20 protein-coding genes are annotated in these 22,897 nt (G+C 68.7%); 5 read left to right on the top strand and 15 right to left on the bottom strand.

Translation table 11 applies throughout. The features are described from left to right. Positions 1–29 precede the first annotated feature (29 nt). From secA to ACXN5S_RS00775, 3 genes are all read left to right on the top strand, one after another. On the top strand, positions 30–2,798 hold the full coding sequence (secA, locus tag ACXN5S_RS00785) for a preprotein translocase subunit SecA (RefSeq protein WP_458603485.1): 2,769 nt from the start codon (positions 30–32) through the stop codon (positions 2,796–2,798). Positions 2,799–2,924: 126 nt separating this feature from the next. Further along, positions 2,925–4,025, top strand: coding sequence for a hypothetical protein (locus tag ACXN5S_RS00780; protein WP_458603484.1), 1,101 nt, complete (start codon positions 2,925–2,927; stop codon positions 4,023–4,025). Then, the gene (locus tag ACXN5S_RS00775; RefSeq protein WP_458603483.1) at positions 4,022–5,590 is read left to right on the top strand and encodes a substrate-binding domain-containing protein; all 1,569 of its coding nucleotides are present in this window, start codon (positions 4,022–4,024) and stop codon (positions 5,588–5,590) included. The genes ACXN5S_RS00780 and ACXN5S_RS00775 overlap by 4 nt, the downstream gene beginning before the upstream one ends. On the opposite strand, the gene ACXN5S_RS00770 is transcribed toward ACXN5S_RS00775, so the two are convergent. The 6 genes from ACXN5S_RS00770 to ACXN5S_RS00745 form a co-directional block, all read right to left on the bottom strand. Then, entirely contained in the window at positions 5,576–6,445 is an 870-nt protein-coding gene (locus ACXN5S_RS00770) for an SDR family oxidoreductase (protein ID WP_458603482.1), read from the bottom strand. The genes ACXN5S_RS00775 and ACXN5S_RS00770 overlap by 15 nt on opposite strands. 174 nt (positions 6,446–6,619) lie before the next feature. Next, a complete protein-coding gene (locus tag ACXN5S_RS00765; protein ID WP_458603481.1) occupies positions 6,620–7,114 on the bottom strand; it encodes a DUF3035 domain-containing protein in 495 nt (164 codons plus the stop codon). A gap of 54 nt (positions 7,115–7,168) precedes the next feature. Then, a complete protein-coding gene (gene lspA, locus ACXN5S_RS00760) occupies positions 7,169–7,666 on the bottom strand; it encodes a signal peptidase II (RefSeq protein WP_458603480.1) in 498 nt (165 codons plus the stop codon). Positions 7,667–7,671: 5 nt separating this feature from the next. After that, positions 7,672–9,279 carry a bifunctional phosphoribosylaminoimidazolecarboxamide formyltransferase/IMP cyclohydrolase gene (purH, locus tag ACXN5S_RS00755; RefSeq protein WP_458603479.1) on the bottom strand — a complete coding sequence of 536 codons (1,608 nt, stop codon included), beginning with the start codon at positions 9,277–9,279 and terminating at the stop codon, positions 7,672–7,674. After that, positions 9,266–11,014 carry a heparinase II/III family protein gene (locus ACXN5S_RS00750; protein ID WP_458603478.1) on the bottom strand — a complete coding sequence of 583 codons (1,749 nt, stop codon included), beginning with the start codon at positions 11,012–11,014 and terminating at the stop codon, positions 9,266–9,268. Before ACXN5S_RS00750 ends, purH begins: the two co-directional genes overlap by 14 nt. Positions 11,015–11,086: 72 nt before the next feature. Next, positions 11,087–12,391, bottom strand: a complete 1,305-nt coding sequence (locus tag ACXN5S_RS00745; RefSeq protein WP_458603477.1) for an RsmB/NOP family class I SAM-dependent RNA methyltransferase — start codon at positions 12,389–12,391, stop codon at positions 11,087–11,089. A 46-nt stretch (positions 12,392–12,437) separates the two neighbouring features. Between ACXN5S_RS00745 and ACXN5S_RS00740 the strand changes: the two genes are divergently transcribed. Continuing rightward, positions 12,438–12,608, top strand: a complete 171-nt coding sequence (locus ACXN5S_RS00740) for a DUF1674 domain-containing protein (RefSeq protein ID WP_458603476.1) — start codon at positions 12,438–12,440, stop codon at positions 12,606–12,608. Positions 12,609–12,626: 18 nt separating this feature from the next. Here ACXN5S_RS00740 and ACXN5S_RS00735 read toward each other — a convergent pair whose 3' ends face one another. The 5 genes from ACXN5S_RS00735 to msrB form a co-directional block, all read right to left on the bottom strand. Continuing rightward, positions 12,627–13,247: a class I SAM-dependent methyltransferase gene (locus tag ACXN5S_RS00735; protein WP_458603475.1), complete on the bottom strand. Its 621-nt coding sequence runs from the start codon at positions 13,245–13,247 to the stop codon at positions 12,627–12,629. 66 nt (positions 13,248–13,313) lie between these two features. After that, the gene (locus tag ACXN5S_RS00730) at positions 13,314–13,448 is read right to left on the bottom strand and encodes an RSP_7527 family protein (protein ID WP_458603474.1); all 135 of its coding nucleotides are present in this window, start codon (positions 13,446–13,448) and stop codon (positions 13,314–13,316) included. 100 nt (positions 13,449–13,548) lie between these two features. Then, entirely contained in the window at positions 13,549–15,027 is a 1,479-nt protein-coding gene (locus ACXN5S_RS00725; protein ID WP_458603473.1) for a protein adenylyltransferase SelO, read from the bottom strand. Further along, positions 15,024–15,527: a peptide-methionine (S)-S-oxide reductase MsrA gene (gene msrA, locus ACXN5S_RS00720; RefSeq protein ID WP_458603472.1), complete on the bottom strand. Its 504-nt coding sequence runs from the start codon at positions 15,525–15,527 to the stop codon at positions 15,024–15,026. The genes ACXN5S_RS00725 and msrA overlap by 4 nt, the downstream gene beginning before the upstream one ends. Then, the gene (msrB, locus tag ACXN5S_RS00715; protein ID WP_458603471.1) at positions 15,527–15,976 is read right to left on the bottom strand and encodes a peptide-methionine (R)-S-oxide reductase MsrB; all 450 of its coding nucleotides are present in this window, start codon (positions 15,974–15,976) and stop codon (positions 15,527–15,529) included. The genes msrA and msrB overlap by 1 nt, the downstream gene beginning before the upstream one ends. A 173-nt stretch (positions 15,977–16,149) precedes the next feature. On the opposite strand from msrB, the gene dapB reads away from it, so the two are divergent. Beyond that, the gene (gene dapB / locus ACXN5S_RS00710) at positions 16,150–16,959 is read left to right on the top strand and encodes a 4-hydroxy-tetrahydrodipicolinate reductase (protein ID WP_458603470.1); all 810 of its coding nucleotides are present in this window, start codon (positions 16,150–16,152) and stop codon (positions 16,957–16,959) included. Between the two features lie 73 nt (positions 16,960–17,032). Here the strand turns inward: dapB and ACXN5S_RS00705 are convergent, their stop codons facing one another. The 4 genes from ACXN5S_RS00705 to ACXN5S_RS00690 form a co-directional block, all read right to left on the bottom strand. Beyond that, positions 17,033–18,853, bottom strand: coding sequence for an ABC transporter ATP-binding protein (locus tag ACXN5S_RS00705; protein WP_458603469.1), 1,821 nt, complete (start codon positions 18,851–18,853; stop codon positions 17,033–17,035). Positions 18,854–19,099: 246 nt separating this feature from the next. Then, positions 19,100–19,849 carry a FadR/GntR family transcriptional regulator gene (locus tag ACXN5S_RS00700; protein ID WP_458603468.1) on the bottom strand — a complete coding sequence of 250 codons (750 nt, stop codon included), beginning with the start codon at positions 19,847–19,849 and terminating at the stop codon, positions 19,100–19,102. Positions 19,850–19,877: 28 nt separating this feature from the next. Next, the gene (locus tag ACXN5S_RS00695; protein WP_458603467.1) at positions 19,878–21,671 is read right to left on the bottom strand and encodes an IlvD/Edd family dehydratase; all 1,794 of its coding nucleotides are present in this window, start codon (positions 21,669–21,671) and stop codon (positions 19,878–19,880) included. 84 nt (positions 21,672–21,755) lie between these two features. After that, positions 21,756–22,589 (bottom strand): ABC transporter permease, encoded by an 834-nt coding sequence (locus ACXN5S_RS00690; RefSeq protein ID WP_458603466.1) that lies wholly within the window; start codon positions 22,587–22,589, stop codon positions 21,756–21,758. Positions 22,590–22,897 lie beyond the last annotated feature (308 nt).

The raw sequence follows: 22,897 nt of genomic DNA, 5'->3' as shown, positions 1-22,897 counted from the left end.
GTGAAAGTTCTGACGGCAGGGATCACGACATGCTGGGCATTCCGACGCTGGCCAAAAAGGTCTTCGGCACTCCGAACGATCGTATGGTGAAAGCCGTGCGCCCATTGGTCGAGAAGATCAATGCGCTCGAGCCAGAGTTCGAAAAGCTCACCGACGATGGCATAAAGCAGAAAACCGCCGAGCTGGCCGAGCGCGCGAAGAACGGCGAAAGCCTCGACGCGCTTCTGCCCGAGGCCTTCGCCAATTGCCGCGAGGCGGCGCGCCGCGCCCTTGGCCTGCGCGCCTTCGACACGCAGCTCGTCGGCGGCATCTTCATGCACCAGGGCAATATCGCCGAGATGAAGACCGGCGAGGGCAAGACGCTCGTCGCCACCTTCCCGGCCTATCTGAACGCGCTGTCCGGCAAGGGCGTGCATATCGTCACGGTCAACGATTACCTCGCCCGCCGCGACGCGGAATGGATGAGCAAGGTCTATGCCCAGCTCGGCATGACGACCGGCGTCGTCTATCCGCAGCAGCCGCAGGGCGAGAAGAAAGAGGCCTACCAGGCCGATGTCACCTACGCGACGAACAACGAGCTCGGCTTCGACTATCTGCGCGACAATATGAAGGCGCAGCTGAGCGACATGATGCAGCGCGGGCATAACTTCGCCATCGTCGACGAGGTGGATTCGATCCTCATCGACGAGGCGCGCACCCCGCTCATCATCTCGGGCCCCGCGCAGGACCGCAGCCAGCTCTACCAGGAAATCGATGCCTTCATTCCGCGCCTGACCGAAGAGCATTTCGAGCTCGACGAGAAGCAGCGCAACGTGACCTTCACCGACGAGGGCAACGAAGCGCTCGAAGTGATGCTGGCCGAGGCCGGCCTGCTGCCCGACGGGCAAAGCCTCTACGATCCCGAAAGCACGACGCTGGTTCACCACGTGAACCAGGCGATCAAGGCGCACCGGCTGTTCCAGAAGGATCAGCATTACATCGTGCGAAACGACGAGATCGTGCTGATCGACGAATTCACCGGCCGCATGATGCAGGGCCGCCGCCTCTCGGACGGCCTGCACCAGGCGATCGAGGCGAAGGAAGGCGTGAAGATCCAGCCGGAGAACACGACCCTCGCCTCCGTCACCTTCCAGAACTACTTCCGCCTCTACGAAAAACTTTCGGGCATGACCGGCACTGCCGTCACCGAGGCCGAAGAATTCATGGAGATCTACAAGCTCGGCGTGGTGGCCATCCCCACCAACCGTCCCATCGCCCGCGCCGACGATCACGATCAGGTCTACCGCACCGCCCGCGAGAAGACCCTCGGTATCATCGAAGAGATCAAGAAGGCCCACCAGAAGGGCCAGCCGATCCTCGTCGGCACTACCTCCATCGAGAAATCCGACCAGCTGTCGAAGCTGCTGGAAGGCGAAGGCATCCCGCACAACGTGCTCAATGCCCGCGAGCACGAGCGCGAGGCGCATATCATCGCCGAGGCCGGCAAGCCGGGCACCGTGACCATCGCCACCAACATGGCGGGCCGCGGCACCGACATTCAGCTCGGCGGCAACACCGACATGAAGGTGATGCAGGCGCTGGAAGCCGACCCCGAGGCCGACCCCGAGGCGCTGCGCGCCCAGGCCGAGGCCGAGGTGAAGAGCGACAAGGAAAAGGTGCTGGCCTCCGGCGGCCTGTTCGTGCTCGGCACCGAGCGGCACGAAAGCCGCCGCATCGACAACCAGCTGCGCGGCCGCGCCGGCCGCCAGGGCGACCCGGGGCGGTCGGCCTTCTTCCTCAGCCTCGATGACGACCTGATGCGCATCTTCGGCTCGGAGCGGCTCGACAACATGCTGGGCAAGCTCGGCATGAAAGAGGGCGAGGCCATCGTGCACCCGTGGGTGAACAAGAGCCTCGAGCGCGCGCAGGCGAAGGTCGAAGGGCGCAACTTCGACATCCGCAAGCAGCTGCTCAAGTTCGACGACGTCATGAACGACCAGCGCAAGGCGATCTTCAGCCAGCGTCTGGAGATCATGGAAGCCGAGGACGTCTCTGAAATCACGCGCGACATGCGCCATCAGGTCATCGAAGACCTCGTTGCCGCCGCCATGCCGCCGCGCGCCTATGCCGACCAGTGGCAGACGGAGGCGCTGCAGCAGCAGGTGAAGGAGATCCTCGGCCTCGATCTGCCGGTGGTCGAGAAGGCCGCCGAAGAGGGGATCGACGATGTCGAGATCCGCGAATGGATCGAGACGGAGAGCGACAAGCTGATCGCCGAGAAGGAGGCCGCCTTCGGCGAAAGCACCTTCCGCGATCTGCGCAAGCAGGTGCTGCTGCAGACGATCGACGCCAAGTGGCGCGAGCATCTGCTGACGCTGGAGCATCTGCGCGCCGTCGTGGGCTTCCGCGGCTATGCTCAGCGCGACCCGCTGAACGAGTACAAGACCGAGGCCTTCCAGCTCTTCGGCACGTTGCTTGAATCTTTGCGCGCCGAAGTGACGCGCAAGCTCTCGGCCGTTCAGCCGATGAGCGAAGAGCAGCAGAAGCAGCTTCTGGCCCAGGTGATGGAACAGCGCCGCCGCATGGCCGCCGCTGGCGGGGCGAATGGCGCTGCGGGTGCTGCAGCTGCCGGTGGTGCCGCTGCGGCCCCCGCCGCTGCCCCGGCGATGGCCGGCGGCAATGGCGAGCAGCCGCAGGCCGGCACGCCGAAGCCGGGCTTCGACCCGGAGGATCAGTCGACCTGGGGCAACCCCGGTCGCAACGATCCCTGCCCCTGCGGATCGGGCCTGAAGTTCAAGCATTGCCACGGCAAATTCTGATCTGATTGGGGTGAAAGGTCGCCCTTTCGCCTGAATCGCGCCATCAAGACTCCTTGGCCGGGCCTCTTGGGGGCCACGGAACCTCGGCAGGTTTCCGCCTGAAACCGAAGTTTCGGGTCGGGGCCAATGAAACGGATTCGCAAATTCACCGTCGCCGCAGCGACCTTCGGGGCCGCGCTGGGGATCGGATTCCTGATGCAGAATCAGGATGCCGTTGCGGACCAAAGCGATGGCCAGGCGCCCCCCATCGAAGAGACCCGCGCCGCCGCCCCCATCGTCGTCGCCAGCATGGCGCCGGCCGCCGAGGCGCCGCTGCTGCGCCCCGCTGCCCCCGCCGCGACCTTGCCGCAGCCTGCCCCTGACCTCGCGGCGCCACTGCTCTACACAGCCTCCGCCGCCGCGCCCGATCTCCCCGTCATCCCGACCGTGGCTCAGGCCCCCGCCCACAGCCAACCCGGTCTGCTCCGCTCGCAGGCGGATGGCCCGCTCCTCCTCGCCGCTCTCGGCAACGTCATCAGCGATGCAGCCCCCAGCCCGCTGGCGCTGCCCGCTTGTGACACCACGCTTACCGCGAGCGCCGTGCCGGGGGCGCTGGTTGCACTCACCCTGATGGCCCCCTGCGACCCGGCAACCGCGGTGACCTTCCACCACCGAGGCATGATGTTTTCCGCCCTCACCGACGAGGCCGGCGGCCTCACGGTGACCGTCCCCGCCCTCGCAGAGCAGGCGGGCTTCATCGCCGAGCTGGCGGGTGGTCAAAGCGTCACCGCTTCTGCCGAGGTGCCCGACATCGGCGCCTACGACCGCGCCGTCCTGCAGTGGGAGGGCACGACCGGGCTGGAGCTGCATGCGCTGGAGTATGGCGCCGGCTATGACGATGCCGGCCATGTCTGGTGGGGCGCCCCGAGCGCCCTTGACGCCGCGCTGAAGGGCCGGGGCGGCTACATGACGGAGCTTGGCACCGAGACGCCCGAGCACGCCTATTTCGCCGAGATTTACACCTTCCCCACCGCCGACGCGGCGCCCGGGCAGGTGCATCTTTCCGTCGAGGCGATCATCACGCCCGACAATTGCGAGCGCGACATCTCGGCTCAGTCGCTGCAGCTGCGCCCCGGCGGCGCGCCCGCGGCGGTGGACCTGACGCTCACCGTACCGGGCTGTGACTCGCTCGGCGAATATCTGGTGTTGTCAAACATGCTGGAGGACCTGACACTCGCGGCGCAATGAGCCACCGCGAGAGCCGGACCTCTGCCATCCTCAGTTTCGGCGCGGCGGCCTTCGCCGCGCTGCTCTTTTGCGTGCCTGCCGCGGCGGAGGAGGTGACGCTTCGCGAGCCCGGCGGCGGCTTCGAGGTGTCCGGCGAGTTTTTGGGCTTCGACGGCGAGAACATCCGCGTCAACAGCCAGCTGGGCGAGATGACGCTCGCTTACGAAGGCATGGAATGCGAGGGCGCCTGCCCGGTGGCAGAGGGCTACGTGCCCACGCTGCGCCTCTCTGGCCCCGCCCGCCTGGCCGGGCTGATCCTGCCCGCGCTGATCGAGGCCTATGCGCGCGACCTCGGCGCCGCCGTCAGCCGCGAAGAGGCGGGCGATCTGGTGATCTACCGGCTGGAAGGGCCGGGGGCGATGGTGCTGTCGCTGCATTCCACGAGCACCGAGGATGGCTTCGCCGATCTGCTCGCGCATGAGGCCGACATGGCCCTGGCCGACCGCCCGTTGACCGAAATGGAGCTGTCGCTCGCCCGCGACGCCGGCCTTGGCCCGCTGGAGGAGGGGCGGCAGGTGATGATCCTGGCGCTCGACGCGCTGGTGCCTGTGGTCTTCTCCGGCCGGGCGATGGACAGGCTGGCGCTGCGCGACATCGTGCGCATCTATGCCGGCGAGCTGACCGATTGGGCCGATCTCACCCGCAGCACGGCGGTGCCCGGCCCGATCACCGCCTATCTGGCCGATGAGAGCGACGGGCAGGCGCAGCATTTCGTCACCGAGTTCCTGATGCGCAGCGGCCGCGGGCTGAGCCCCGAAGTGATCCGCCTTCCGACGGACGAGGTCGCGGCGGCCGTGGCGGCCGACCCGACGGGCATCGGCCTTGTGCCCTTCGAGGCCGTCGATCTGGCCCTGCCGCTGCAGATCTCCGGCCCCTGCGGTATCTCGCAACCGGCCGATCCGGCGAATATCCGCACCGAGGATTACCCGCTCACCCTGCCGCTGACGCTGAACATGCCGCGCCGGCTGCTGCACCCGAACCTTGCCGCCTTCCTCGCCTGGCTGGCCGAGCCGGAGGCGCAGCTGGTGCTGCGCCGCGCCGGGGTGATCGGGCAGGAGCCGGCGGAGATTCCGGTGGCCGAGCAGGGCGCCCGCTTCCTCGCCGCCATCGGCAATGCGGGGCTGGAGGTGCGCCTGTCGGACCTGCGCGGCATGGCCGATCTGCTCGGCCCCCGCACCCGGCTGTCGCCCACCTTCCGCTTCGACGAGGGCGGTGCTGTGCTCGACGGGCCGTCGCGCTCGTCGCTGCAGGTGCTGGCCCGCCGCATCGCCGCCGGGCGCTATGCCGGGCGCGAGCTGATGTTCGTGGGCTTTTCCGACAGGCTGGGCGCCGCCCCGACGAACCTGCAGCTCGCTGAAGAGCGTGCGGCGGCGGTGGAAGAGGCGCTGATCGCCGCGATGGGGGGCGAGGTGCCGGGCAACGTGACGCTGACCCATGCCGCACTGGGAGAAGTGCTGCCGGTGGCCTGCGACGACACGATCTGGGGGCGCGAGCGCAACCGGCGCGTCGAGCTATGGATGCGCTGAGCCAGCAGCCTCATCGGCCAGGATCTGTGCCAGCCCGGCCCGATAATCGGGATAGAGCAGTCGCACGCCCAGCTCGTCCTTGATGCGCGCGTTGCTGACGCGCTTCGATTCCGCATAGAAGCTGCGCGCCATCTCGCCCATCTCTGCCTCTTCGAACGGCGTCTCGGGCGGCGGCTCCATCCCAAGCAGCTTGGCCGCATAGGCGATCACCTCCTGCGGCGGGGCGGGTTCGTCATCGCAGACGTTGTAGATGCGCCCCGGCGCCGGTGCCGCGATCGACGCGGCGAGCACCTGGGCGATATCGTCCACATGGGTGCGGCTGAACACCTGGCCGGGCTTCACGATGCGGCGCGCCTTGCCCGAGCGAAGCTTGGCGAAGGGCCCGCGCCCCGGCCCGTAGATGCCGGCGAGGCGGAAGATATGGGGGGCGAGGCCCGGCACGGCGGCCCAGGCTTCTTCGGCCGCCACGCGCATTTCGCCCCGGCGGGTCGAGGGGCGGGCGGGCGTCTCCTCCGTCACCCAACCGCCGTCATGGTCGCCATAGACGCCTGTGGTGGAAAGGTAACCTGCCCACGCCAGCTCCGGCGCCTTGGCGGCGATCTCGGTGGAGAGGGCGTTCAGAACCGGGTCGCCCGCGTCATTCGGCCCAGCGGAGAGCAGCAGATGCGTGGCCTCGGCGAGGGCCGGGGCGATGTCTTTGCCCGGCCAGACCAGCGGCTCTGCCCCCGCTTCGGCGATGCTTCCGGCGCGGTCCTCATGACGGGTTGTGCCGATCACGCGCCAGCCCTCAGGCACGAGGCGGCGGGTGAGCGCGGCGGCGGAATAGCCGTGGCCGAAGACGAGAAGCGTGGTCATGAGAATGCCGGGGCTGAGATTGCGCCCCGTTCAAGAGGCCAGAACGGGGCGCTATGCTCAACTACAGTGGCCCCTGAGATGTCAGCCCCCAACCATCGAGGCAATCCGTCGCGGCCACGGACACAAAACGTGAACGCAAGGTTAATTGTCAAGGTTTCCGGCACAATTCGTCAGCTATTGCGCGGCGGGAGGCGCCGAGGGAACAGCCGCGCCAGCGTCGCGGAAGCGCTCCAGCTCGGCATAGGCATCCAGCGCCATGCCGCGGTAGGCGCGGAAATAGCGCGCCCGGCCGAAGCCACCGATGGCCGCGGCGCGCGAGCGGAAGGCTGCGTCTTCCTGCGCCAGCGTCCGGCGGATCGACGGGTCAACCCCCTCGCGCGAGGCGGCGGCGACGAGGGCCGCGTCGGTCGCGGGCACGCCGCCGGCATTCATGGCCGAGGGGTTGCCGCCGAGCGCGGCGACGGCGGCGGCATTGGGCTGCGGATCGGCAAGGTTGGTGCCGCCCGGCGTGGGCGGCGGCAGCGTGGCCACCTCGGGGATCACCAGCGGGTCGCCGGGCAGGACGGAGAATTCATCCGGCCCCGCCAGCCCATGGTCGAGCTGGTGCAGGCCCCCGCTGGCGCAGCCGGCCAGGCCGGTGAGAAGAATTGCCAGAACTGCCAGACGCATCTGCGGCCTCTCGGTTTTCGTTTTGGGGGGTTGTAGCCAAGCGGCGCCCCGCCGTCACCTTTGTTTCTTGCCGCGCGCCTTGCCGGCATTTTGCCGCCCGCTGTCACCGGTGAAGATCACCAGCCCGATCGCGCCGGCGAAGACGCCGATATCGGCGATGTTGAACGCGAAGGGATTCTCGATCCCGCAGCAGGAAACGTTGAGGAAATCGGCAACGGCGCCGTAGCGCAGCCGGTCGATGACATTGCCGAGCGCGCCGCCCACGAGCAGCCCGGCGGAGATGTTCACCCAGCGGCGCGACGGGTCACGCCAGACCCAGGAGAGCACCAGCACCGAGATTACCATGGCCAGGCCGATCAGCACCCAGCGCATGTCGAGGCCGGAGAACAGGCCGAAGTTCACGCCCCGGTTCCACGCCATGTGGAACGACAGGATCGGCGGCCAGACGTCGATGACGAGCTTGTCCTTCAGCCCCATGCCCTCGACGATGAGCAGCTTCGTCGCCTGGTCGAGCGCGATGAGGATGGCGGCGATGATCAGGGTCAGGCGCATGGGTCTTAATGCCGGAAATGGCGCATGCCGGTAAAGACCATGGCCAGCCCGGCCTCGTCGGCGGCGGCGATGACCTCGTCATCGCGCATGGCGCCGCCCGGCTGAATGACGCAGCTCGCGCCGGCCTCTGCCGCGGCGAGCAGGCCGTCGGCGAAGGGGAAGAAGGCATCCGACGCGACGGCCGCACCATGCGTCGGCAGAGCGGTCAGCCCCAGCGCTTCGGCCATGTCGGCGGCCTTGCGCGCGGCGATGCGGCTGCTGTCGACGCGGCTCATCTGCCCGGCGCCAATGCCGACGGTGGCCTGGCCCTTGGCATAGACGATGGCGTTCGATTTCACATGCTTCGCGACGCGCCAGGCGAAGAGCAGATCCATCATCTGCTCCTCGGTCGGGGCGCGCTTGGTGACGACCTTCAGATCTTCGCGGGTCAGCGTGCCGGTATCGCGGCCCTGCACGAGCATCCCGCCAGAGACCTGCCGGTAGGTCAGCGCCGGCTCCGACGGGTCGGGCAGGCCGCCCGTGGTGAGCAGGCGCAGGTTCTTCTTGGCGGCAAAGACCTCGCGGGCGGCCTCGGTGGCCGAGGGGGCGATGACGACCTCGGTGAAGATCTCGGTGATCGCCTTCGCCGTCGCCTCGTCGAGCTCGCCGTTCAGCGCCACGATGCCGCCGAAGGCCGAGGTGCGGTCGCAATCGAAGGCGCGGGCATAGGCGTCAGCCAGGCTGGCGCCATGCGCCACGCCGCAGGGGTTGGCGTGCTTGACGATCACGCAGGTCGGCTCGCCGGTGCCGAACTCGGCCAGCGCCTCGAAAGCGGCGTCGGTATCGTTGATATTGTTGTAGCTCAGCTCTTTGCCCTGCCACTGGCGCGCGGTGGCGACGCCGGGGCGGCTGGAGCCGGTGCGGTAGAAGGCGGCCTGCTGATGCGGGTTCTCGCCATAGCGCAGCGTCTGGGCCAGCGTGCCGGCAAAGGCGCGGCGGCGGGGCGTGTCCTCACCGATGGCGCCGGCCATCCAGGTGGAGACGGCGGCATCGTATTGAGCGGTGCGGGCATAGGCCGTCTGGGCGAGCCGCTTGCGGAAGGGCAGCGAGGTTCCGCCATTCTCCAGCTCCGCCAGCAGGGCTTCGTAATCCTGGGCATCGGTCACGACGGCCACATCAGCGTGGTTCTTTGCGGCGGCGCGGATCATCGCGGGGCCGCCGATGTCGATGTTCTCGATCACCTCGTCATAGCCGGCGCCGCGGGCGACCGTCTCTTCGAACGGGTAGAGATTGACGACCAGCAGGTCGATCATCGGGATGCCATGCTCCGCCGCCGCGGCCATGTGCCCCTCGTCGGAGCGCATCGCCAGCAGGCCGCCATGCACGCGCGGGTGCAGGGTTTTCACCCGGCCATCCATCATCTCGGGAAAATCGGTGACCTCGGAGACGTCGCGCACGTCGAGCCCGGCATCGCGCAGCGCCGCGGCGGTGCCGCCGGTCGAGAGCAGCTCGACCCCCTTCGCGGCGAGGGCTCGACCGAGATCAAGAAGGCCGGTCTTGTCGGATACGGAAAGCAGGGCGCGGGATACAGGGCGGATGTCGCTCAAGGGGGCCTCGATGTCAGTCGTCGTCATGGGCGGGGTCGTCGAGGGCGAGATCGCGCAGAGAGTCCGGCGTCTCGGTTGCCTTAGCGAGCGACCAGCGGATGCGCGTCGCATACGTCATAGCCCGGCCGGATAAAACCACCTGCATCGTGCTGCGCGGCTTCACCCGGGCGGAATCGAGATAGACCGACGGCTCCAGCCGCATCTCGGCATCGCCGGAATGACGGAACAGCCAGACCTCGCCGCTCTTCAGGGTGAGCGACACGGCGGTGCCGGCCATGTCGACCTCTGGGTCGACATCGGGGTGCAGGTGAAAGCGGATGGCCACGGGAATGCCCTGCAGGGATTGATCGTCCATCGCGCGGTCGAACCGGCGCTTGTCGGCATCCGACAGCGTGGTCAGCAGGTCTTCGCCCAGCAGCGAGCGGCCGTCGTACGAGAGGTCGAGGATGCGGGCATGGGTGAGCCCGTGCGTCTTTTGCCAGGCGTCGTGGCCGGCATTCAGGCGAAAGCGGTCGCCCAGATCTTCCAGCTCTACCGGCACCTTGCTGGGGCCGTCCTCCAGCACCTCGCGGCCCGTCTGCGCGCCGGTGCCGGCCACGAGCCGGGCGGAGGACCAGCCCTCGATGGCCAGCGTGGAATGGCTGGGCGTGGCGCGGCCCGCGCGGCGCCATTCGGGGCCGAAATTCGTGCCCGGCCCGCAATTGACGATGATCGGGCGGCGGCCGGAGGTCAGCTCGATGGCCAGCGTCGAGGCATGCGCCTCGGCGCCCGCGGCCCCGGTGGGCGGCGGCGCTGCATCGGCGATGAGCGTGGTGCGCCCCGCGGCGAGGCGGCCAAAGCCCATGGCCAGCCCCTCGCGCCGGCCGCGCACGCCAGAGGTGGCGAGGCCATGGTCGAGCCGCCCCTCCAGCCCGCGCCCGCCGCCGTGAAAGCGCGCGAGGGCGCCGTCGGCATGGCGCAGAGCGCGCAGCGTGGGGGCGATGCGCGCGATGGCCTCGTCGATCTCTGGCGGAGCGGGGGCTTCGGCCTCGGCCAGCGTCTGGCTGGCCCAGCCGAGAAGGGTGAAGACATCCAGCAGCTCTTCGGGGCAGCGCGACGGGATCTCGCCACCGGGGCCGACGAGCGACTTGGCTTCCCGCGCCAGCGCGGCGATGGCGGGGCTTGCCAGGCTGGTCATCCCCTCCAGCGACAGGGCGGCATGGATGAGGCCCGTCAGTGTTTCGATGCGGGGCAGGCCGGGCGGCGCGCTCTTCCAGCGGCGGGCGAGAAAGCGCGTCTGCCGCGAGAGCGAGGCATAGAAGGTCTCGGTCGCCTCGGCGCCCTGGCCCCGCAGCAGGAAGAGCGCGTGGTTGATCCAGCGGATCAGCCGCCGCCCCGCCAGCTCGGGCCTCCATCCCGGGCCGATGCCGTGACCATAGCGCTCGATCCATTCCCAGACCCAGGCCTGCGCCAGCCCGCGCGCCCGGCGGTCACCCACGGCAGCCAGATCGTCGAGCCAGGCACTGCCGTGGATATCTGCGGCATAGGGGGCGTCGCCCGCCTCGGCGACATCCCAGATCGAGGCGCCGGGCGCCGTGCTGATCTGTCCGGCGAAAAGGAAATTGCCCGCGATCAGCTGCCGGCCCTTGGCCAGCCGGCCGATGGTGCGCGGCTCGGGCGAGGAGACGAAGCCTGTGGCCGGCGCGGCCTGACCGGCCCGCCAGGCATGCGCCCGGTCGACAAGGCGCGTGCTTCGCGCTGCCAATGAATCGCGTCTGGCCATATCAACGCCCACCCGGCGGCGCCCAGATCGGGTGCCAACCCGAATTTACCTTAGGACCGCAGGGCTTTGAAGTCACGCCGGCGCCGTGAGCCGGGCCATGTAGAAGCCGTCCATGCCGCCGCGATCTGCCCAGAGATCGGGCACCAGCCGCAGCCCGCCGCCGGCGGCGCGCCAGCCGGGCTCTATCCAGGGCGCGTCCAGCGGGCTGAGGGCCAGGCCCGGGTGGCGGGCGAGGGCGGCGGCGATCTGCGCCTCGCCCTCCTCGGGCAAAAGCGAGCAGGTGCAGTAAAGCAGCGCGCCGCCGGGGGCGAGCAGCGCCAGCGCCCGGTCGATCAGCGCCGATTGCAGCGCGATGAGCGGCTTCAGGCTGCCGGTGGATTTGGCGAAGGGCAGATCGGGATGGCGCCGGATGGTGCCGGTGGCGGAGCAGGGCGCATCGAGCAGGATGGCATCGAACGGCCCGCCCTGCCAATGCAGCGCATCGGCCCTGACCACCTCGGCGCTCAGCCCGGTGCGGTCGAGGTTCTCCTCCAGCCGCTCCAGGCGGGGGCCGGAGATGTCGAGCGCCGTCACCGCTGCGCCCATCGCCGCCATCTGCAGCGTCTTGCCGCCGGGCGCGGCGCAAACATCGAGCACCTTTGTGCCGGCGGCGGGCGCGAGCAGCTTTGCCGGCAGGGCGGCTGCGGCGTCCTGCACCCAGAAGCTGCCCTCGTCATAGCCGGGCAGGGCAGAGACCTGCACCGGCCCGCTCAGCCGCACAGAGCCGGTGGGCAGCAGCGTGCCGCCGGTCGCCTCGGCCAGCGCGGCGGGGTCGCCCTTGGCGGTAAGGTCGATGGGGGCGCCGGCGTTCTGCGCCCGCTCGATCGCCGCGACGCGGGTCTGCCCGTAGGTGGAAAGCAGCGGCTTACGCAGCCAGCCGGGCAGCTTGGGGGCGGGGGCGGTGCCCCAGCCCGGCTCGCCAGTCTCGTCGGCCACCTTGCGCAGCACGGCGTTGACGAGGCCCTTGTGCTGGGCGGTGCGCTTGCCATGGGCGGCGAGGGTGACGCTGTCGCTCACCACGCCATGCGGCGCGGCGCCGCCCGCCATCTCGACCACCGCGAGGCGCAGCAGGTTGAGCGTGGGCAGCGGCGGGCGCTTGGCCAGATGCGGGCCGAGGCGCTTGTCGGCGCGGGGCAGGTTGCGCAGCACCTCGCCCGCCAGCCTTGTGGCGCGGGCGCGCCCCTCGGGCGGCAGGTCGGCCAGCGCCCGCTCTTCGGCTTCCGAGATCAGCTGGCCCTCGCCCAGCACGGCGGACAGAAGGCTGAGCGCCGCCCGGCGGGGGGCGAGGCTTGGCGGCTCTGCGCCTTGGGGGGCGGCTTGTCTTTTTCGCTGTGCCATGGTTACTCCTGCGGCATCCCCGTAGCATTGCCCGGAGCCGAAGCCCATGGCCGACAAGGACCTTCCGCCCGCCGCCCGCCGCGCCCTGCAAGAGGCCGAAGAGCGCCGCAAGATCGCCGACGCCATCGTTCGCCCGACGGAACTCGGCGGTCGCGACGGGCCCGAGCCGGTGCGCTATGGCGATTACGAGAAGAAGGGCATCGCCGTCGATTTCTGACGGCCGGGCGTTGCCCGCTCAGACGGCCTCGGCGAGCTGAAACCAGGCGGCGCCGGGCTTGGGCTGCCATTCCTCGACGATGCGAAAGCTGTTGGCGCCGAGCGCGGCGCGCAGATCACCGATGCTGAACATGCCCGTCGGCGGCAGCAGCCCCACGCGGCTGCCGAGCCCCAGGCCGATTTTGATCGGCGCCCGCATGTCAGCCAGACCGGCGGTGGAGAGGGCGAGGATGCCGCCCTCGTCCAGCAGGCTGCGGGCATGGGTGATGGCCTCGCGCCAGTCGCGCATCAGATGCAGCACATTGAGGCCGATCACCGCGTCGAACGGGCCGTCGGCCTTGGAGATGTCGTAGATCTGGGCCTGGCGGAAGGTGATGTTCTCCACGCCCTGCGCCTCGGCCTTGCCGCGCGCGATCTCGATCATCTTGGCGGAGATATCGGTGGAGAGGATATGGCCGACGCGGGGCGCCAGCTTCAGCGCGGAGCTTCCGGTGCCGGCGCCGAATTCCAGCAGGTTTGATCCGGCATCGAGCCGGCCTGCGATGGCATCGAGTTTGCGATGCCAGCTTGCCTGGTCCGCCACTGGCGAGCGGGCGTAGCGGGCAGAGAACCTGTCCCAGAATTTTGCGGCATCTGCCATTCGGCAACGCTAGCCGAAACCGCGGGCCGCGCAAGCCGGAGCGTTGGCTCCGGCGCGCGGATCAGCTCAGGCGATGCGGGCGGCGCGGCGGGTGCGGCGGCCCATGAAGCTGCGAACCATGTCGCGCAGGGCTTCGCTGCGCAGACGGTGAGCGCGGGCTTCGATTTCGGCAAGGCTGAGGTTGGTGGTTTGGTCGGTCATGGCGTCTCTCCTTCGGCTTCCCGATGAAGAGACAAATACGCCATCTATGCTGACGTACCACCGCCAATGCTGCAATGCAGCGTTGCGCTGGGCGGGCGGGTCAGGTGCCGCAATAGGTGATGAAGGTATCGCCCTTCGGGGCGGGGCTGACCACATCCTCCGCCCCCTCCACCGGCGTGAAGGGCCGGGTAACGAGGCCAAGCAGGCGCATGAACGGCGCCATGTCGCCGCTTTCCGCCGCCGTGAGCGCTTCGTCGAGCGGGCGGTTGCGCGGGATGTAGACGGGGTTGACCGCATCCATCCGTGCCGCAGCGCCTGGCGACTCTGCCTCCAGCCGCCTGTGCCAGAGCGGCAGCCAGGCCTCGAAGGTAGCGGGATCGTCGAAGAGCGCGCGGGCCGGGGCAGTGTCGCCGTCTGCCGCCGGGGCGAGCGCGCGGAAGAGATTGGTGAAATCGGCCTGGCCCTGCGCGGCGGCGAGCAGGGCCATGACCAGCTCCATGTCGCCCTCTTGCCTCGTCTGCAGCCCCAGCTTCTCGCCGAAACGGGATGTCCAGGCGGCGCCGTAGAGTTCGGCGAAACGGTTCACCTCATCGGTCACCTGCGGGATGGCATCCTCGCCGCCCAGCAGCGGCAGCATGGCCTCGGCCAGCCGGGCGAGGTTCCATTGGGCGATATTGGGTTGGTTGCCATAGGCGTAGCGACCGCGATGGTCGATCGACGAGAAGACGGTGGCCGGGTCGTAGCGCTCCATGAAGGCGCAGGGGCCGTAATCGATTGTTTCGCCGGAGAGGGCCATGTTGTCGGTGTTCATGACGCCGTGGATGAAGCCCAGGCTCATCCAGCGGGCGATCAGCTCGGCCTGCCGCTCGATGACGCGGCGCAGGAATTTCAGATGCCGGTCGGGCTTGCGCTGCAGATCGGGATCGTGCCGGGCGATGGCGTAATCGGCCAGTCGCTCGAGCATGTCGTCCTGTTGGCGGGCGGCGAAGAATTCGAAGGTGCCGACGCGCAGATGGCTGGCGGCAACGCGGGCGAGCACGGCGCCGGGTTTGGGGCCCTCGCGCATCACATCCTCGCCCGTCGTCGTCACAGCGAGGGCGCGCGTGGTGGGCACGCCGAGCGCGGCCATCGCCTCGCCCATGATGTATTCGCGCAGGATCGGGCCGAGCACCGCCTTGCCATCGCCGCCGCGGGCGAAAGGGGTGCGGCCGGAGCCCTTCAGATGCAGGTCGCGCCGCTGCCCGCCTGTGACGATCTCGCCCAGCAGCAGGGCGCGACCGTCACCGAGCTGCGGGTTGAACTGGCCGAACTGGTGGCCGGCATAGGCCATGGCGAGCGGCATGGCGCCCGGCGGCACCTCGGCCCCGGCGAGCCAGGCGGCACCCTCGGTGCTGGTCAGCACATCGGGCGCAAAGCCAAGCTCCGCCGCCAGCGGTTCGTTGAGCAGCACGACCTCTGGGCGCGGCACCTCTGCGCCGCGCCAAGCCATGTAGGCGCCCTCCATCTCGCGGGCGAAGGTGTTGTCGAACGGCAGCCCCGGCGCAGCGGCCGGCTGAGAGATCGGGGCGCCGCCGGTCATTCCGCCGCTTCGCGCTTCGGCAGAACCCAGTCTTTGCGTGGGAAGTGGCAGGTGTAGCCCTTGGGGTAGCGCTGCAGGTAATTCTGGTGCTCCGGTTCGGCCTCCCAGAAATCGCCGACCGGCTCGACCTCGGTCACCACCTTGCCCGGCCACAGGCCTGAGGCCTCGACATCGGCGATGGTTTCCATTGCCATCTGCCGCTGCTCTTCATTCTCGTAATAGATCGCCGAGCGGTAGGATTTGCCGATATCGTTGCCCTGGCGATCTTTCGTGGTCGGGTCATGGATCTGGAAGAAATATTCCAGGATTCGCCGGTACGAGATCACTTCGGGGTCGAACATGATCTCGATCGCCTCGGCATGGGTGCCGTGGTTGCGATAGGTCGCATTCGGCACATCGCCGCCGGAATAGCCGACGCGGGTGCTCTGCACGCCCGGCAGATGCCGGATCAGGTCTTCCATGCCCCAGAAGCAGCCGCCTGCAAGTACAGCGCGTTCCATCAATTCACCTCCTCGACCTGATCCAGGTAATCGCCATAGCCTTCCTCGACCATGCGCTCCTTCGGGACAAAGCGCAAAGAGGCCGAGTTGATGCAATAGCGCAGCCCGCCCCGGTCACGCGGACCGTCGGGGAAGACATGGCCCAGATGGCTATCGCCATGGGCCGAGCGCACCTCGGTGCGCATCATGCCGAGCGAGCGGTCGCTCAGCTCGGTAACATGCGCCGGCTCGATGGGCTTGGTGAAGCTCGGCCAGCCGCAGCCGCTTTCGTACTTGTCGGCAGAGGCGAACAGCGGCTCGCCCGAGACGATGTCGACATAGATTCCGGCCTCGTGGTTATCGAGATATTCGCCGGTGCCGGGCCGTTCGGTGCCGCTTTCCTGGGTGACGCGATATTGCTCTGGCGTGAGCCGGGCGATGGCGTCTTCGTTGCGGGTCCAGTTGGTCATGGGTGCCCTCCTGATGATTGCCCTTCCTATGTGGGCGCGCGGGGCGCCACGTCAAAGCCCGTGCGCCTGAACTTGCCGTGTGGAGATGTTGCAGGCGGAGGCAAGGGCGGGCGGCTTGCCATCGGGCGCGCTGGGCGGATAGTCCCGGTGGCAAGGCCAAGCGGGAGAGCAAGATGGATACGACACCGGGCGTCGTTGTCACCGGAGCGTCGGGGCGGATGGGGCAGGTTCTGATCCGCCTGATCGGAGAAACACCGGCGCTGCGCCTTGTCGGCGCGCTCGACCGCGAGGGCTCTGACTGGACCGGCCGCGACGTGGGCGAGGCCATGGGCGGCGCGGCGCTGGGCGTGACGGTCAGCGACGATCCGGTCGCCACCATCGCCAAGGCGCAGGCGGTGATCGACTTCACCGCCCCCGACGCGACCGTGGCCTATGCCGAGCTGACCGCGCAGGCCCGCGCCGTGCATGTCATCGGCACAACCGGCTTCGAGCCCGAGCATCTCGCCGCCCTGCATGCCGCGGCGCGCCATGCTGTCATGGTCCGCGCCGGCAACATGAGCCTCGGCGTCAACCTGCTCGCCCGCATCACCCAAACGGTGGCGGCGGCGCTGGATGAGGCCTTCGACATCGAGGTGATCGAGGCGCATCACCGCCACAAGGTCGACGCGCCCTCGGGCACCGCGCTGATGCTGGGCGAGGCGGCGGCGAAGGGCCGGGGCATCACGCTCAGCGATCACAGCGAGCGCGGGCGCGACGGGCAGACGGGGGCGCGCGAGGATGGCGCCATCGGCTTCTCTGCCATTCGTGGCGGCGACATCGTGGGTGAGCACACTGTGCTCTTCGCCGGCGCCGGCGAGAGGATCGAGCTGCGCCACATCGCCACCGACCGCTCGCTCTTCGCCCGCGGGGCGCTGAAGGCGGCGCTCTGGGGGCAGGACAAGCACCCCGGCGAATACGACATGTTCGACGTGCTGGGCCTCTGACGGCGCCGCCCGGGAGGCGGAAACCATATGGTTTCCGCCCGCGATTTCCATATGGGAATCGCTGCTCGACCGCTCAGAGAAAGCCCTCCGCCTGCCGCGCCCAGAGCCGGGCGTAGAGGCCGCCTTGTGCCAGAAGGTCGGCATGGGTGCCCGTCTCGACGATGCGCCCGCCCTCCATCACGGCGATCCTGTCCATCCGGGCGATGGTAGAGAGCCGGTGCGCGATGGCGATGACGGTGCGGCCTGCCATCATCGGGTAGAGCGTATCCAGGATCGCCGCCTCGCTCTCTGAATCGAGCGCCGAGGTGGCCTCGTCGAGCACCAGGATCGGCGCATCCTTCAAAAGCGCCCGGGCCAGTGCCAGCCGCTGCCGCTGCCCGCCCGAAAGCTGCACGCCGCGCTCGCCCACGTGGGCGGCATAGCCGATACGCCCCTCGGCATCGCGCAGCCCCATGATGAACTCATGCGCCCTCGCCTGCCGCGCCGCCGCCTCGATGGCGGCAGGGCCCAGCTCGCCCCGGCCATAGGCGATATTGGCGGCGACGCTGCGGTTCAGCAGCGCCGGCTCCTGCGCGACGAGGGCAATGTGGGCATGCAGGCTGGCCTGCGTGACGCCGGCGATGTCCTGCCCGTCGATGGTCACGCGTCCCTCCTCCGCGTCCCAATGGCGCAGGAGGAGCGATACGAGCGTCGACTTGCCCGCGCCGGAGGGTCCGACGAGCCCGAGCTTCTCTCCGGGTGCGATCTGCAGCGACAGGCCAGAGAGCCCGCCGGCGCCGCGCCCGTAGTGATGGCTGACCGCCTCGAACCCGATCTCGCCGCCAGGGAGCCGCAGCGCCGGGGCGCCCGGCGCATCCTGCAGAGCGAGCGGCTGGGCGACGGAGCGCAGGGCGTCGCGGGTTGCGCCGATCCAGCCGAACAGGCTGGAGACGCCGTCCAGCAGCCAGTCGGAGAAGCTGCCGAGCCGCAGCGCCAGCGCGATGGCCGCCGCGACAAGGCCTATGGGCGCGGCCCCCTGGCTCCACAGCCAGATGGCCTGCCCCGTCAGCCCCACGAGAAGCAGGGTGGAGATCAGGGAGGTGCCGACGTTGATGAGCACCTCGATGCGTTGGACATCGAGAAAGGTGCCCCGCGCGGCGCGAAAGCCGGCGCGGGCCTCGGCATCCTCCGCCTCGTCCCCGCCATAGAGCTTGATCGTCTCGATATTGGCGTAGCTGTCGACGAAGAGGCTCGTCAGCTCTGTCAGCGCCTCGTTGAAGCGCTGGGTGTTGTCGCGAAAGCGCGGCACGACCCAGGCCATATGGGCGAAATACACCGCCAGCCAGGCGAAGATCGGCCAGGCGAGGCGCGGGTCGATCGACATCAGCAACACCAGCGAACCGGCGATGTAGAGCGCGACATAGACGAGCGTATGCAGCACCGCATAGGCGGCCCCCGCCCCGGCGATGCCAAGCTCGCGCACCCGCGCCCCGAGCCGGCCCGAGGGCTCGGCCCGGAACCAGCCGACGGGCTGGCGCAGGAGGTAGCGATGCGCCCGCCAGCGGATCAGGCTGACGGCGTTGGGGCGAAAGGCGATGTCGTCGCTCGCCTCCTTGGCGATGTCGGCCAGGCTGCGCAGGATCACTACGCCCGCCGCCAGGGCGGCAAGGCGCGGGCCGAGCGTCGGCCAGAACAGCTCGCGCGGCGTTTCGGCCACGAGATCGACGATGCGGCCGGTGAGCCAGACCAGCCAGAGCTCGACGGCGACCGAGAAGAGCGTCGCCGCCAGCGACAGGGCGATGATGCGCCGCATCGGGCGCAGGCTCTGGCGCAGGAAGGGCCAGACGCGGGGCGCGGGCGCCTCTGGCGCGCCGGGCGGGAACGGATCGACGAGATCCGCGAGGTATCGAAACATGGGGCAGCCCTTTCGCGGGCAAAGCGGAGGAGAGCGGCGCAGCAAGACAGCCCGCCGGGGCGGGGGAGCCTGCCGAAACCGGCGACGGCGGTGTTAGACGCTGGCTCTCATCGTGGTGCACCTCACCTAGGCTGCGAGGGTGAGCCTAGGCGCGATACTGGCGCTGGGTCAATCCGCGCGCGGCCGGGCCACGGAAATCGCGCGGTTTCCGTGCCGATTTTCGCGCGAAAATCGTGGCGCTGCGGCTCAGTTGCCGCGAGAGAACAGGGCGGCGATCTCCGGCGGCGGCTCTTCGCTCTCTTCGAAGAGATGCCAGTTCTCCAGCAGCGAGGCGCCGAAGTTCTGGCAATGCAGCTGCATCCGGGCGCGGGCGCCCTCGGCATCGCCGGCGGCCAGCGCCTCGGTGATGTCGAGATGCTCCTCGCGGATGTAGCGGGCGACCGCGGCGTCGGTAGTGAAGTTGTGGGCGCGCGCCCAGTCGGGGAAGCTGGTACGCTGGCGCCAGAATTCCTCGACGAGGCCAGTCAGCACCGAATTGCCCGTCGCGGCGGCGAGGGTGACATGGAAGTCGCGGTCGAGCCCGGCGATCTCTTCCAGGCTCAGGCCGGGGCGCAGCACACCCTCGGCCAGGGCGCGCAGGCGCGACAGGCTCTCGCCCGTCAGCCGGGTGGCGGCGAGGCCGGCGATGGCGCCCTCGACCTGCATGCGCGCCTCGATCAGTTCGAAGAACCCCGGCCCGCCGCCCGCCGGAGCCTCTGGCGCCTCTGGCAAAACGGCGGCGACGCGGGCGCCGTGGCCGAAGCGGGTTTCGATCAGGCCCTGCACCTCGAGCGCGATCATCGCCTCGCGCACGGTGGCGCGGCTGACGCCCAGCCGCTCTGTCAACTCGCGGTCGGGCGGCATGCGGGCGCCGGGCGCCCATTCGCCGGCCTCGATCAGCGCCGCAATGCGGCCGGCGACGCGGCGGTAGAGCGGTTCGGGGCGGCTGTTGCCCATGGCGAGTGATCCTCGCTGGTGATTGGCGCTAGTGGTTGTCGCGCGGAACGGCGCTGTTGCCGACATCGCGGTAGGCGCCGGCATTGTCCAGCACCATGCCGTCGTCGAACTGGCGCACATGGGTGCGGAAATACTCCTGCCAGGGCGTCTGGCTGGCCGGGCTTTTGTAGCCGCCCGCCTCGTCCAGCGCGGCACGGCGCGCGGCGATCTCGTCCTCGGGCAGCATCAGCGTCACCGTCTTGGTGTTGAGATCCACGCGCAGCCGGTCGCCGTCCTTCAGGATGGCGAGGGTGCCGCCTGCCGCCGCTTCCGGCGCGGCATTGAGGATCGAGGGAGAGCCCGAGGTGCCCGATTGCCGCCCGTCGCCGATGCAGGGCAGCGCCTGGATGCCGGCCTTGATGAGATAGGCGGGGGGCCGCATGTTCACCACCTCAGCCCCGCCGGGATAGCCGAGCGGCCCGGCACCGCGCATGACGAGAATCGATGTCGCATCGATGCCGAGGGCCGGGTCGTCGATGCGGGCATGGTAATCGTCGGGCCCGTCGAAGACGAAGACCGGCCCTTCGAAGGCATCGGGGTCATCCGGGTCCGACAGGTAGCGGGCGCGGAAATCCGGCGAGATGACAGAGGTTTTCATGATGGCGCTGGCGAAGAGATTGCCCGTCATGTTCAGGAAGCCCGCCTCGGCCACCAGCGGCTTGGCTACGGGGTGGATGACATCGGGCAGCTGGCTGGTGAGGCCGGCGTAATTCTGGGCCAGCGTCTTGCCGTTCGCCATCACCACATCGGGATGCGGGATCAGCCCCGCCGCCAGCAGCTCGCCGATCACCGCGGGCACGCCGCCGGCATGGAAGAAATCTTCGGAGAGGTATGTGCCCGCCGGCTGCACATTCACCAGCAGCGGAATGTGGTGGCCGATGTCCTGGAAGTCCTGGTTGCTCAGTTCCACCCCGGCATGGCGGGCCATGGCGACCATATGGATCGGTGCATTCGACGAGCCGCCGATGGCGGAGTTGACGACGATGGCGTTCTCGAAGGCCTCGCGAGTCATGATCTGCGTTGGCCGCCGGTCGGCCTGCACCATCTCGACGATCTGCTTGCCGGTGCGCCAGGCCATCTCGCCCCGCTCGCGGTAGGGGGCCGGGATCGCGGCCGAGCCGGGCAGCTGCATGCCCAGCGCCTCGGCCAGCGAGTTCATGGTCGAGGCGGTGCCCATCGTGTTGCAATAGCCGACGGAGGGGGCCGAGGTGGCGACCATCTCGATGAAGCCCTCCTCGTCGATCTCGCCGGAGGCCAGCAACTTGCGCCCCTCCCAGATGATCGTGCCCGAGCCGGAGCGTTCGCCCTTGAACCAGCCGTTCAGCATCGGCCCGACGGAGAGGGCGATGGCGGGGATGTTCACCGTTGCGGCGGCCATCAGCAGGGCCGGCGTGGTCTTGTCGCAGCCGATGGTCAGCACGGCGCCGTCGATCGGGTAGCCGAACAGGCTCTCGACCAGCCCCAGATAGGCCAGGTTCCGGTCGAGCATCGCCGTGGGGCGCTTGCCCGTCTCCTGGATCGGGTGGACGGGAAATTCCATCGCGATGCCGCCGGCTTCGCGGATGCCCTCGCGAACGCGCTTTGCCAGCTCGAGGTGATGTCGGTTGCAGGGCGACAGGTCGCTGCCCGTCTGCGCAATGCCGATGATCGGCTTGCCCGAGCGCAGCTCTTCCAGGCTGAGGCCGTAGTTGAGATAGCGCTCTAGATAGAGCGCGGTGATCTCGGGGCTGGCCGGATTGTCGAACCAGGCGCGTGAGCGCAGTTTGCGGGTATCGTCGCTCATGGTCCGGCCCTCATTTTGACAGGGCGAGGGTATATTGTCAGACAATTCTGTGCAACGGCGCGCAGCAGGGCGCGGGGTCGCAGGTTACTTCTCGGTCAGATCGCGGTGATGGCGGCGCAGCAGCGCGAAGCCGAACAGCCACATCGCCCCGGCGATGCCGAAGACATAGGCCGGATCAACCCATTCAACGTCATAGCCGTAGTAAAAGCCATGGCGCACCTCAGCCACCACATGCAGCAGCGGGTTCCATTCGATCCAGCTCCGATAGGGCTCGGGCAGGGATTCGTGCATGAAAATCACGCCCGACAGCAGCACGAGCGGCCGGCTGATCACCGACCAGACGCTCTTCCACAGCGGCAGTTGCAGGAAGAGGTAGCCGTTCATCGTGCCTAGGCCGAAGGCCATGGCCATCGCCATCGCATAGCCGAGCAGGATGGCCGGCAGGTTGAGGATGGTGCCCGTCTCCCAGATCGACAGGACAGAGACGAACACCAGCATCGATGTCAGCACCTGCGTCATCGTGTTGAGCAGAAATCGGGCCAGCAACGCGTCGAGAATCGTCACGCGCGGGTAGCCGAGCAGCTGCCTTGAGTAGGAGGTCGCGCCCTGTACGCGGCCGGCGACGTTGATCGTCAGCAGAAAGGGCAGAAGGCCGCTGGCGTAGAAGATCGCGAAGTTCGTGCCGAGCGCCGGTGTGCGGAAGCCGAACGAGAAGATGAGCGACAGCAGCATCACACCGCCTGCCGGCTCGAGCACCTGCCACAGATAGCCGCCCGGCGAGCGGCCATAGGTAGAGCTCATCTCGCGCAGCATCAGCGCAAGAATTGTGCGCAACGTGGCGAAGCGAAGCTGCCGGCCTACGGGCCGGAACTTCGACAGGTCGAGTTTGCTGACGTCTGTCGCGTCGAAATCGGACATGGAGGGCCTTCTTGAGCTGCCGCAAAATCCCATGCGCGGCGCTGCGGCGCAAGGCCGGGGCAGCATGAGTGGCGGGATTCGGTGCGCCGGGCAGCCGCGGGTTAACTATCGGAGAAGTCAGAGGCTCCTAGTATGACCAAGCGATGAGCACGATACCTCATATAGGGCAAGTCTGCAGGACCGTGACTGGACAGACAGGGGGTTGGCCGGTTATCTGGCCGGGTCTGCATTTGCTGCGGTCGGGGCCGTTAGGGCCCGCCTCAGCCGGTAATTTCCAAGCGGCTATTTGATCGCAACAGCAGGCGATA

The sequence above is a fragment of the Pseudoroseicyclus sp. H15 genome, assembly GCF_054353345.1.
Note: the sequence above shows the minus strand (reverse complement) of the source record. Positions and strands in the feature narration are given on the sequence as shown.

What these genes read in the sequence shown, in the direction of transcription:
- secA (WP_458603485.1), top strand. Translation starts at nt 30, where the DNA reads ATGCTGGGCATTCCGACGCTGGCCAAAAAGGTCTTCGGCACTCCGAAC.
- ACXN5S_RS00780 (WP_458603484.1), top strand. Translation starts at nt 2,925, where the DNA reads ATGAAACGGATTCGCAAATTCACCGTCGCCGCAGCGACCTTCGGGGCC.
- ACXN5S_RS00775 (WP_458603483.1), top strand. Translation starts at nt 4,022, where the DNA reads ATGAGCCACCGCGAGAGCCGGACCTCTGCCATCCTCAGTTTCGGCGCG.
- ACXN5S_RS00770 (WP_458603482.1), bottom strand. Translation starts at nt 6,445, where the DNA reads ATGACCACGCTTCTCGTCTTCGGCCACGGCTATTCCGCCGCCGCGCTC.
- ACXN5S_RS00765 (WP_458603481.1), bottom strand. Translation starts at nt 7,114, where the DNA reads ATGCGTCTGGCAGTTCTGGCAATTCTTCTCACCGGCCTGGCCGGCTGC.
- lspA (WP_458603480.1), bottom strand. Translation starts at nt 7,666, where the DNA reads ATGCGCCTGACCCTGATCATCGCCGCCATCCTCATCGCGCTCGACCAG.
- purH (WP_458603479.1), bottom strand. Translation starts at nt 9,279, where the DNA reads ATGACGACGACTGACATCGAGGCCCCCTTGAGCGACATCCGCCCTGTA.
- ACXN5S_RS00750 (WP_458603478.1), bottom strand. Translation starts at nt 11,014, where the DNA reads ATGGCCAGACGCGATTCATTGGCAGCGCGAAGCACGCGCCTTGTCGAC.
- ACXN5S_RS00745 (WP_458603477.1), bottom strand. Translation starts at nt 12,391, where the DNA reads ATGGCACAGCGAAAAAGACAAGCCGCCCCCCAAGGCGCAGAGCCGCCA.
- ACXN5S_RS00740 (WP_458603476.1), top strand. Translation starts at nt 12,438, where the DNA reads ATGGCCGACAAGGACCTTCCGCCCGCCGCCCGCCGCGCCCTGCAAGAG.
- ACXN5S_RS00735 (WP_458603475.1), bottom strand. Translation starts at nt 13,247, where the DNA reads ATGGCAGATGCCGCAAAATTCTGGGACAGGTTCTCTGCCCGCTACGCC.
- ACXN5S_RS00730 (WP_458603474.1), bottom strand. Translation starts at nt 13,448, where the DNA reads ATGACCGACCAAACCACCAACCTCAGCCTTGCCGAAATCGAAGCCCGC.
- ACXN5S_RS00725 (WP_458603473.1), bottom strand. Translation starts at nt 15,027, where the DNA reads ATGACCGGCGGCGCCCCGATCTCTCAGCCGGCCGCTGCGCCGGGGCTG.
- msrA (WP_458603472.1), bottom strand. Translation starts at nt 15,527, where the DNA reads ATGGAACGCGCTGTACTTGCAGGCGGCTGCTTCTGGGGCATGGAAGAC.
- msrB (WP_458603471.1), bottom strand. Translation starts at nt 15,976, where the DNA reads ATGACCAACTGGACCCGCAACGAAGACGCCATCGCCCGGCTCACGCCA.
- dapB (WP_458603470.1), top strand. Translation starts at nt 16,150, where the DNA reads ATGGATACGACACCGGGCGTCGTTGTCACCGGAGCGTCGGGGCGGATG.
- ACXN5S_RS00705 (WP_458603469.1), bottom strand. Translation starts at nt 18,853, where the DNA reads ATGTTTCGATACCTCGCGGATCTCGTCGATCCGTTCCCGCCCGGCGCG.
- ACXN5S_RS00700 (WP_458603468.1), bottom strand. Translation starts at nt 19,849, where the DNA reads ATGGGCAACAGCCGCCCCGAACCGCTCTACCGCCGCGTCGCCGGCCGC.
- ACXN5S_RS00695 (WP_458603467.1), bottom strand. Translation starts at nt 21,671, where the DNA reads ATGAGCGACGATACCCGCAAACTGCGCTCACGCGCCTGGTTCGACAAT.
- ACXN5S_RS00690 (WP_458603466.1), bottom strand. Translation starts at nt 22,589, where the DNA reads ATGTCCGATTTCGACGCGACAGACGTCAGCAAACTCGACCTGTCGAAG.